Annotated in this window: 7 protein-coding genes; 6 read left to right on the plus strand and 1 reads right to left on the minus strand. The window is 70.5% G+C overall.

Going from position 1 to position 5,431, the window contains the following annotated elements:
- Positions 1 to 73: 73 nt before the first annotated feature.
- Entirely contained in the window at positions 74 to 856 is a 783-nt protein-coding gene (locus ACNPM4_RS20415; RefSeq protein ID WP_448986982.1) for a hypothetical protein, read from the minus strand.
- Between the two features lie 131 nt (positions 857 to 987).
- Between ACNPM4_RS20415 and ACNPM4_RS20420 the strand changes: the two genes are divergently transcribed.
- From ACNPM4_RS20420 to ACNPM4_RS20445, 6 genes are all read left to right on the plus strand, one after another.
- Complete coding sequence (locus tag ACNPM4_RS20420) at positions 988 to 1,458, plus strand: prepilin peptidase (RefSeq protein WP_448986983.1); 471 nt, start codon at positions 988 to 990, stop codon at positions 1,456 to 1,458.
- Between the two features lie 51 nt (positions 1,459 to 1,509).
- Entirely contained in the window at positions 1,510 to 1,725 is a 216-nt protein-coding gene (locus tag ACNPM4_RS20425) for a hypothetical protein (protein ID WP_029261531.1), read from the plus strand.
- Complete coding sequence (locus ACNPM4_RS20430) at positions 1,718 to 2,332, plus strand: CYTH domain-containing protein (protein WP_448986984.1); 615 nt, start codon at positions 1,718 to 1,720, stop codon at positions 2,330 to 2,332. Before ACNPM4_RS20425 ends, ACNPM4_RS20430 begins: the two co-directional genes overlap by 8 nt.
- 63 nt (positions 2,333 to 2,395) lie before the next feature.
- A complete protein-coding gene (locus ACNPM4_RS20435) occupies positions 2,396 to 3,556 on the plus strand; it encodes a type III polyketide synthase (RefSeq protein ID WP_448986985.1) in 1,161 nt (386 codons plus the stop codon).
- Complete coding sequence (locus ACNPM4_RS20440; RefSeq protein WP_448986986.1) at positions 3,553 to 4,278, plus strand: methyltransferase domain-containing protein; 726 nt, start codon at positions 3,553 to 3,555, stop codon at positions 4,276 to 4,278. Before ACNPM4_RS20435 ends, ACNPM4_RS20440 begins: the two co-directional genes overlap by 4 nt.
- The gene (locus tag ACNPM4_RS20445) at positions 4,265 to 5,386 is read left to right on the plus strand and encodes an FAD-dependent oxidoreductase (protein ID WP_400858301.1); all 1,122 of its coding nucleotides are present in this window, start codon (positions 4,265 to 4,267) and stop codon (positions 5,384 to 5,386) included. The genes ACNPM4_RS20440 and ACNPM4_RS20445 overlap by 14 nt, the downstream gene beginning before the upstream one ends.
- The last annotated feature ends 45 nt before the right edge of the window (positions 5,387 to 5,431 follow it).

Consider the following 5,431-nt stretch of genomic DNA (forward strand, 5'->3'; position numbering starts at 1 on the left):
GGGGGCGGGCGGCCGAGCGCGGCCCGCAGGGGCCAGTCGGGGAACCACAGCACGAGCACGCGGAGCGGACTGTTCATCCGGCTTCCGCCCATCGCAGGAGTTCGGGGGGAGCATCCTCGCCCCGGCCGATGATCTCGGGCGGGAGCGCGGGCAGCGCGGTGAGCTCGGCCCCGACGGTCTCGACGGCGCCGTGGCCTCCCGGCAGCCGCACCTGCACGCTCGACGGGCGAGAGGTGTGCCGGGTCTGCGCGGTCACGGTCACCGTGCAGTCGGAGAGCAGGCCCCAGCCGGCGCCGAGGCCGTGCCAGTGCGGGTCCTGCAGGCGTATCGTCCCCTCGCTCTGCGGCCATCGTCCGATGCCGGGCGTCTCGGTGACCAGGAGCGTGCATCCGCGATCGCGCAGGCGTGCGCTCAGGCGGGAGACATCGGCATCCCGTGCCCGTGTGGCGGGGTGCACGACGATCAGGGGTACGACCTCGGCCAGCGCGGAGGTCGCCGCGAGCCAGCGTTCTCCCGGGTCGGGGACGAGGATCAGACGGGCGAGATCGATGCCGAATGCGGCCGCTGCTTCGACGCCGAGTGTCGGCATGCCGACGACGGCGCACCAGTGCCCCTTCTGCGATGCGGCGCTGAGCAGTGCGAGCACCAGGCTCGGCGAGGGGGAGACGGTGTAGGAGGTGCCGGTCTGCAGGCCCTCCTCGGGGAGGAGGGCGGAGAAGGCGGGGTCGAGGGGGAGGAGCGTATGCTCGCTGCGCCGCCGTTGCATCCGGCTGATCTCGCGGCGCAGTCGCAGCACTTCTCCCGCGCGGGAGTCGCTCGCCGGCGAGAGGGAGGCCAGCGCATCGAGACCGATCACCCTGCATCCTTTCTCGAAGATATATTCTAATATAACAAGTCGTGTGGATGACGATAGTTCGTACATCGGACATCGGCGGAGTTCTCCACAGGGCGTCGGCACCGGGCCCGCAGATCTCCTAACCTGCGCGTATGGATCCCCGGCTCGCACTCCTCTCGCTCGTGCACGTGATGCTGGCGGGCGTCGGTGGATGGCTGATCGTGATCGATGCGCGCACGCACCGCCTCCCGAATCGCATCGTGCTGCCGACGCTCGCCGCCCTGATCGTGCTCGGTGCCGGCGACGCCCTGGTCACGGGGCAGAGCACCGCGTTCCTGCGCGCCCTCCTCGGCATGGTGATCCTGGGTGGCTTCTACGCCGTGCTGCGGGGGATCAGTCGTGCGGGGATGGGTGGCGGCGATGTGAAGCTCGCCGCGGTCATCGGGTTCGTGCTCGGCTGGCACGGCTGGCAGTCGCTCGCGATCGGAGCCGCCTCGGCGTTCGTGCTCGGGGCGCTCTACGCGCTCGTGCTCATCCTCCTGCGCCGAGCACACGGGGCCACCCGCATCGCCTTCGGACCGTGGATGATCGTCGGCGCGCTCCTCGGCATCGTCCTCGGCTGAATCCGCCGGGCCTCGCACGGATAGTCCGATGTCGGGGCTACCCTGAAGCACATGGCACTTGCACGGCTTCACGGCGGCCCGCTGGACGGGCAGATCATCCCCCTCGGCGACGCGGACGACAAGCTGATCGTCCCCTACAGCGAGACGCAGGTGGTGTACAACCGCCGTAGCGAACCGCACAACACCGGCCCGAACGATGGGCCGACCGAGGTCGACTACTGGTTCGAAGAGTCTCTCGAGGATCTCACTCTCAACGACGATGACTGAACCGTCCCGCACGGTCGAAGTCGAGCGCAAATACGACGTCGACGGCGAGACCCCGCTGCCGGTCTGGGAAGCGATCCCCGGGGTCGACGCCGTCACCGCCGGGGAAGCCCGGGCGCTCGACGCGCAGTACTTCGACACCGCTGACGGCGATCTCGCCCGTGCTGGGGTGGCGCTGCGCCGTCGCACCGGCGGCCCGGACGAGGGCTGGCATGTGAAAGGACCGCGAGAGGGCGACGGCCGGCTCGAACTCGGGTGGCCGCTCGGTGAGGACGACGAGCTCCCCGCGGCCGTGGCCGACACCGTGTCCGCCTGGACGACCGCGCCGCTCACCCCGCTCGCCCGCATCCGCAACGACCGCACAGCCTACCTGCTCACCGGTCCCGCGGGAGTCGTGGCCGAGTTCGTCGACGACCGGGTGCAGGCGACGGATCTCCGCAGCGACGTGCAGCGCGAATGGCGCGAGTGGGAGATGGAGCTCGGTCCCGCAGCCCCGGCAGACGACGAGGCGCGCGCCGCCTTCTTCGCTGCGGTGGAGCGCGCCGTCCTGGCCGCGGGAGGCCGGGAATCGGCATCCGGTTCCAAGCTCGCCCGCGCCCTCGGCTTCTAGTCAGACGGCCGAGTCGAACGCAACCCCTTTCCCCGGGACGACACCGCGTGCTTGAGTGACAGCATGAGTCGACCGCCTGTGCTCCGATCGCTGCAGACGATCGTCCCCGACACCGTCCTCGTCCAGGAGCAGGTGCGCGACGTCTTCGCCCAGCAGCCCGACCTCGGACGATTGGCGCAGCGGATCGTCACGACGTCGTTCAACGTCTCGGGCATCGACCGGCGCCACACCGTGATCGACGAGTTGTCGCTCGACTCCGACGTGGCCGATCCCATCTTCTTCGACCGGCGTTCCGGCGAGCTGCTGGCTCCGGGCACGAAGGCGCGCAACGACATCTACACCCGGGAGGCCGCCCGGCTCTTCGTCGATGTCGCGCGGCGGGCCCTCGACGCCGATCCCGAGATCGCCCCGGAGGATGTGACGCACGTCATCACGGTGTCCTGCACCGGGTTCCATGCTCCCGGACCGGAATACGAGATCGTGCGTGCTCTCGGGCTGTCCGATGCGGTGCAGCGCTTCCACCTCGGGTTCATGGGCTGCTACGCGTCGATGCCGGCGCTGCGGGCGGCGAGCCAGTTCTGCATCGCCGACGAGAACGCGGTCGTCCTGGTCGTCAGCGTCGAGCTGTGCACCCTGCATCTGCGCTCCTCGGAGAACCCGGACACGATCGTCGCCTCCTCGCTGTTCGCCGACGGTGCGGCGGCCGGCATCGTCACGGCCCGCGACCTTCCGTCGACATCACCCGCCCTGCGGTTGGACCGGTTCCACACGGCCATCGCCCCGGAGGGCGAGAAGGACATGGCCTGGACGATCGGCGACACCGGATTCGAAATGATCCTCTCCACCGCCGTCCCGCAGATCATCGGGGAGACCATCATCGGCGCGCTCCGGCCGCTGTATTCCGCTGATGCGGAGATGGCCGAGGCTTTCGAGGCGGGGCGGGTGGGGCAGAAGGTCGAGCATTGGGCGATCCACCCCGGGGGTCGCAGCATCCTGGACCGGGTGCAGGAGCGGATGCATCTCAGCGATGCGCAGCTGCACCCCGCCCGCGAGGTCCTGCGCGAGAACGGCAACATGTCCAGCGCCACGGTGCTCTTCGTCCTCAAGCGCATCTTGGAGGAGGAGGGCGCGGCAGCGGGCGAGCGCGTCGCCGCGATGGCATTCGGGCCGGGACTGACCGCCGAGAGCGCGCTGCTCACCGTCGTCGCCCCTTCGGCCTCATGAGTCCAGCCCTGGCGGTCAGGGACGTCGAGACCCGTGAGCTGATGGACGACCCGCACGCCGATGCGCGAATGCTGGCGCGGACCTACGGGCGGTTCGGCTTCGTGAACGCGCTGGTCTCGCGTCCGGGCACGCTCTATCGCCGCGACATCCGGCCGCGCGCGGAGCGGGCGGGGCGACTGCGCATCCTCGATGTCGGAGCCGGCGGGGGAGACCTCTGCCGCCTGCTCGCCGGGCGGCTGCGTCACGACGGGTTCGACGCCGAGATCACCGCCCTCGACGCCGATGAGCGGGCGATCCGGTGGGCCTCGACGCACGACCGGGGCGCCGGCATCCGCTATCGACGGGCGCTGACGACCGAGCTGGTCGACGCGGGCGACACCTACGATGTCGTGCTGTCCAATCACGTGCTGCACCATCTGGACGAGGACGAGCTCCAGACGGTGCTCAGCGACTCGATGCGGCTCGTCGCGCCGGGCGGGCTGGTGTCCCACCACGACATCGCCCGGAGCCGAACCGCTCATGTGCTGTTCGCCGCGGCGACCTGGCCGATCTCGCGCACCCTCCTCGCCGACTCGTTCATCCGCGAAGACGGTCTCATCAGCATCCGACGCTCGTACACGGTCGCCGAGCTGACGGCGATCGCTCCCACCGGGTGGACCGTCCGCGGGGGACTGCCCTCGCGGCTGGAGCTGCGGTGGGAGGAGGGCAGTGCCCGATCATGACGTGCTGATCGTGGGAGCGGGGCCCGTCGGTCTGCTCCTGGCCTGCGTGCTGCTGCAGGACGGATTGCGGGTGGTCGTCTGCGAGCGGCGCACGGATGCCGACGATAGGACCAGGGCGATCGGCATCCATCGCCCGGGGCTGGACGCTCTCGATGCGGCCGGAGTCGGGCCGGACGTCCGATCGGAAGCGCTGCGGCTCGAAGGCGGAGAGGTGCGCAGTCGCCGCAGGACCCTGGCCACGCTGACCTTCGGCCCGGACCGCCCCGTCCTGATCCTCCCGCAGCCACGGACGAGCGCGCTGCTCCGAGCCCGCCTGCAGATGCTCTCCCCGGATGCGTTGATCCCCGGGTGCACGGTGCAGAGTGTGCGGGAGACCGCCGATGCTGTTCAGGTCTTGACGCAGAGCGGGGCGGGAGCGCGCAGGTTCACGGCGTCGATCGTCGTGGGGGCGGACGGGGTGCGCAGCCGTCTGCGCGATGATCTCGATCTCGGCTGGCGCCGTCGTCCGGGACGCGCGTCGTACTCGATGCTCGACGTCGAAGACGTGACGCCGGGCGCGCGTGCCGTCCTGCACTGCGAACCGGAAGGGCTCGTCGAGTCCTTCCCGCTTCCCGGAGGGGTTCGGCGCTGGGTCGTACGCGAAGGGTCCGACGGGGATCTGCGTGACCCCGAGGCCTTTCGCGCGGCGATCGAGGCGCGCACCGGGATCGCCATCGAACTCCCGCCCGATGCGGAGCCGACCTCCTTCGTCGCCGCACAGCACCGGGCGACACGGCTGACCAGGGGTCGGGTGGTGCTCCTCGGAGACGCCGCGCACGAGATCAGTCCGATCGGCGGGCAGGGGATGAACCTGGGGTGGGTGGACGCCGCTCGTCTCGCGTCCGAGCTCGCGCGGTCGCTGCCGCATCGGATGCCGGAGCTGGCGAGGTTCGAGTGGCACGTCCTGCGCTCTGCGTCGCGCGCACAGCGGCGCTCGGCGTTCTACATGTCGATGGGTGCTCCGGCGCCGATGCCCGTGGTCCGCAGCAGGGAGCTCCTGATGCGCGCACTCGGCTCGCCGCCGGCGCGGGGATGGACGGCCGGGCTCCTCACGATGCGCGGCCTCTGACACACGGCCTCTGACGCACGGCCTCTGACGCACGAAGGCCCGGTC

The sequence above is a fragment of the Microbacterium umsixpiens genome, from assembly GCF_053543675.1.